Annotated in this window: 4 protein-coding genes; all 4 read right to left on the bottom strand. The window is 41.5% G+C overall.

Annotation, left to right across the window (positions count from 1 at the left end; all coding sequences use genetic code 11):
* Positions 1-1,358: hypothetical protein (locus P8O70_10185; GenBank protein MDG2197239.1), on the bottom strand; the 1,358-nt coding region annotated here is incomplete at its 3' end.
* A gap of 617 nt (positions 1,359-1,975) precedes the next feature.
* Entirely contained in the window at positions 1,976-2,773 is a 798-nt protein-coding gene (locus P8O70_10180) for an SDR family NAD(P)-dependent oxidoreductase (protein ID MDG2197238.1), read from the bottom strand.
* Positions 2,774-2,875: 102 nt separating this feature from the next.
* On the bottom strand, positions 2,876-3,094 hold the full coding sequence (locus P8O70_10175) for an SDR family NAD(P)-dependent oxidoreductase (GenBank protein ID MDG2197237.1): 219 nt from the start codon (positions 3,092-3,094) through the stop codon (positions 2,876-2,878).
* 3 nt (positions 3,095-3,097) lie between these two features.
* The gene (locus tag P8O70_10170; protein MDG2197236.1) at positions 3,098-3,880 is read right to left on the bottom strand and encodes a class I SAM-dependent methyltransferase; all 783 of its coding nucleotides are present in this window, start codon (positions 3,878-3,880) and stop codon (positions 3,098-3,100) included.
* Between the last annotated feature and the right edge of the window lie 301 nt (positions 3,881-4,181).

Raw genomic sequence — 4,181 nt, 5'->3', positions numbered from 1 at the left:
CTATATTCTGAAGATGATTGACTAGCAGGATTTACCGTACAGTTAGTATAGGTATAGCTGCCGGACAAATTTCCATCGGAACAACTTCGGGTCTCACCGGTACAAGTATTTCCAAAAGCCACTGAAGATGCTTGATAGGCTGTTACCGTGCTTCCGTGAGCAACTGTTTGGCCGTTCAAAGAGCAACTGGCTGGAGCTGATTCATCAACGATGGAAGTTGGCGTTTCGGCGTTGACTGCTGTCACTATTGCAGTGGTAGCTGTGCTGACATCATATTCTTCATCACTACTGTTCGCAGCTGCTGTCATTGATTCAGTTGTTGTCGTTTGAATCATATCAACGTTAACCGTCATTTCTGTAATCCTCTTTGCCCCAGCGATTACACCAGCCCCAAGTCCCACCAATACACTGTCCCTTGCCGTTTTATCTGTGTTCGTGGTCATGACTACCGTAGTTGTCGTCTGCACAATACTTCTGACATAGATGGTCTCGATTTCAGTTGCCGTTGCTCCAGCTGCAGGCAGACTACTGACCAGTGCCGTGGCCAATGTTTGCAGAGTCGTACTGCTGCTAGCAGATTTTGTGGCAACTCTAGTTGTTAAGCTCTTCAACAAGCTTGAGAAGTTTGGCGGCAGAACGGCAACACGTGCAGCAGAGTGGTCACTGACCAGTGATGCTTGGCCTGCCACATTGGATAGCAGGGACTCAATGATGGTGCTGAGGGCAGCCTGCGTGAGGTTTTCGTTCAGTCCAGCAGTAGCAACCGCATCGAAAGCACCATCAAAGGCTGCTGGAATCACATTGAGTAGATCATTTTTTTCACTACCTGCGGCAGTTCGTGCACCGGCTTTTGCAGCCTCAGCAAGATCTTTAGAGAGATCAGCTTTTATGAGATCTGACTCCAGCTGGTTGGCGACAGTTGAGAGGGCATCCTTAACATTGAAGGTCACGCTAGTTGAACTGGCAGGGGAGAGAGCGGAGAGATTTTGGATGCCAGTGGTCACTGTTAGGCTGTAGGCACCATCACTGAGTTCCCCCACCGGATCAACTGTCCAACTGATATTGTCTGTACTTTTGATCGAGATTGGATAGCAATTGCCACCATTATCAGGACTCAATTGGATACTACCTTCACAAGCAGCATTAAGATTGTTGCCCGTCAACCCAGTTACAGCTTCACTGAATTTCAGGGAGTAAACTGCATTTCCAACCACAGATGAGTTATCTCTAGGGTAGGAAATTGTGACCTGTGGGGAGAGATTTGCGGTGTTCTCACCTCCACCACCTCCACTACAAGACCATTGAAAGCTAGCGAGCAATATAAGAGTGATTAGAGGGCTAATTTTCTTTGAGATCATGTTCAATTTCATAAGTTAAATTTTGTTTGGCTGTTGAGTATGCTTGTGCATGGGTTACAGCAAATTTCTTGTTAAAATATTAAAAGACACCTCTATCACTTAAGAATATTGGATAGATTGAGTCAAACCAATTTCCAGTATCTGATTTCTTTGGGCTTGGTAGGAAAGGTTATGCCTGTTGGGGTCAATTGATGGGAGTCAAAAGCATTACAGGACTCAACAGCATTTAAGTGTGATATTTAATGATCAGAATTGCACAGAGTAATCTGGGATAATTAAATTCTGGCTAAACGATTGGCTCCTGTTGCGTTTAATAAATCAGTCCAGACTTAAAATGTGATACATGAACCTAAAGGGGATAAAACTGACTTTTTATCTGTGCTGAGGGATCAAGAGGAGGAAAACTTACATAAAGATTTAATTGCTTCACGAAATATCGGATTATTTAGTTGATCTAAACTAGTGTTTGCCCTGCATGTTGCCACTCTGAATCCCGAATAATCCATTCTCTTTCACTAAGTTGTGCACCATGCACTTCAAGCAGAAGCCATTCGAGGAACTGAGCAACGAATTGAGGTTCAAACAAAGCTCCCGTTGCTTTATATTGCCTCTCTAATTTATTCTCCTTTTAAATCTGCATCCCATCCACCTTTAGCCATAATCCCTCCATCCACATTAATATATTCTCCCGAAATGAAAGATGCTCCATCACTGGCTAGAAAAGAAGCAACGTGCCCAATTTCTTTTGGATCCCCTACTCTGCCTATAGGAATATCTTTACCAAATGATTCCATACTTTCTTCAATATCTCCTGTAATTGAAGTTCTTACCATAGGAGTATTAAATGTTCCTGGATTTATAGCATTGATCCTAATATTACTCTTGATGTAATCTAGAGACATTTGTCTTGTTAGAGAAAGTACTGCACCCTTACTTGCAGCATAAGGAGGTACTAATTTTTGAGATTGCAATCCTTGGACACTTGAAACGTTTATAATGACTCCTTTTCCTAATTTTTTCATATGAGGAATAGAATATTTACTCATCAAGAAATAACTTTTTAAGTTTACATTTATTACTGCATCCCACATATCTTCAGTAGTGTCTTCAACATTTTTATAAGATGCAGGAGGTTGAATACCAACATTATTTACAAGGATATCTAATCTTCCAAGAATATTTGTACATTCTTCAACAACTCTTACAGATGATTCTGATTTACTAAAATCAGCTTCAATAAAAATTGCTTTTCTTCCTTGAGCATCTAAATCCATAACTGCTTGATTACCATGCTCTTTTGAAATATCAGCAATACAAATAGTAGCTCCATCTTCGGCTAGAACATCAGTGATTCCTCTTCCAATTCCTTGGGCTCCTCCAGTTACAATTGCAACTTTTCCTTTATGATCAAGCATATTAATCCTTTCTAAGTTTCTTCTCCAAAAAGTATACACGATTTAAATTTAATATAGTAACACCAACCAGCAAACCTTTCGTTTTTGAAATGTGGGCTATGCCTAATAAAGATCAAAACGTAATGAATTTTTATCATGATTATGAAAAACAATTGCTGTTATAGCACGATTACTCTCGGGGTATTGGCTAACAACATCCTGCAAAAATTCTGAGCGTCGTCCAACGATAAGGACCTGCCATCCCTTAGCTGCAAATTTCTCCGCAAGAGCACGTCCGATTCCGGTGCCCCCACCAGTAATCAGGATTTGTTTTTTGATCATCTCTCAGACAATCCCTTTAATTGCGTTCGCGTGGCCACGGATAATAGCAAATCCATCAGAATCATAATCTAATTCCTTTTCTACATTGGACCGAATGTCAGCAATTATTTGGGGGTTTAACTCATCAAAAACGGTAGTGACTGCTTGAACAGAAGCATTTATATCCCAAAATTCATCAAAGTTTTTAAATGATCTACTGACCTTAATTTGCTTGCATTCAATTGATTGTATACCCTCTTCAGTCCAGAGTTTTTCAAGTTGATCGATGTTCGAAACATCCGAACTGGGTGGCAAAGGATACTCGATCCCTCGTTTACGAAACTCTGCATGAATCGGGTCTATAGGCAGACCTTTCCCGGGAATATCCCAGACATAAGCCGCAAGAGTGCCTTCAGATTTGACGACTCTCTTCATTTCAGCCATTCCAAGAACTGGATCTGGTAAAAAGAAGAGAACCAGGGCCATGGTTGCTACATCGAATGAGGATGGTTCACATGGAAGATATGTTGCGTCCCCAGCCTGAAAAGTCGCTCGCTGAGTTATGGAGCGTTTACGGGCGAATTCGATTTGGGCTTCTGAAGGGTCAATTCCCAACAGTTTGCTAGGGGAACAGAGCTCAGCAATTTGAGCAGTGAAGGCTCCTGTACCACAGCCAATGTCGATCCAACTTTGTCCACTTGTAGGGTTCAGCCACTCAATGAATTCTTTGCCAACAATTTGGCTCCAAACGCCCATCATTCTCTCGTAAGCATTCCCGTCTTCAAAAACAATTTTTTTGTCGCTCATCGGATCCCCTCAATTAGTAGAAGTGGATGTATAGTAGCTGGAAACAGACATACTGGGAATTCGGATAGTGCTTATTGGTAGCAGCAATATCAAATCTAAATTAAGAAATGAATCTCAGGCGCTTCTGAGCTGTTAGATGAATACTAAGAGAGTGAACTCATCCATGTTTTTGACGATCTAGTGAATTGATTTTGCTTAGGAAATCGGTTTGTCGGGGATGGATAAGTTAGCAAGAGCCTGAGATATAAATCAAACAGCAATGATCTTTCAGAGAAAGGGAGGGGCTTATTGCCACAAAGTG

The organism is SAR324 cluster bacterium (assembly GCA_029245725.1).
GTDB lineage: Bacteria > SAR324 > SAR324 > SAR324 > NAC60-12 > JCVI-SCAAA005.
This window is presented reverse-complemented; position numbering and strand designations above follow the sequence as displayed.

Excerpts from the sequence above, each read along its gene's own strand:
- P8O70_10180 (MDG2197238.1), bottom strand. The coding sequence starts at position 2,773 with ATGCTTGATCATAAAGGAAAAGTTGCAATTGTAACTGGAGGAGCCCAA.
- P8O70_10175 (MDG2197237.1), bottom strand. The coding sequence starts at position 3,094 with ATGATCAAAAAACAAATCCTGATTACTGGTGGGGGCACCGGAATCGGA.
- P8O70_10170 (MDG2197236.1), bottom strand. The coding sequence starts at position 3,880 with ATGAGCGACAAAAAAATTGTTTTTGAAGACGGGAATGCTTACGAGAGA.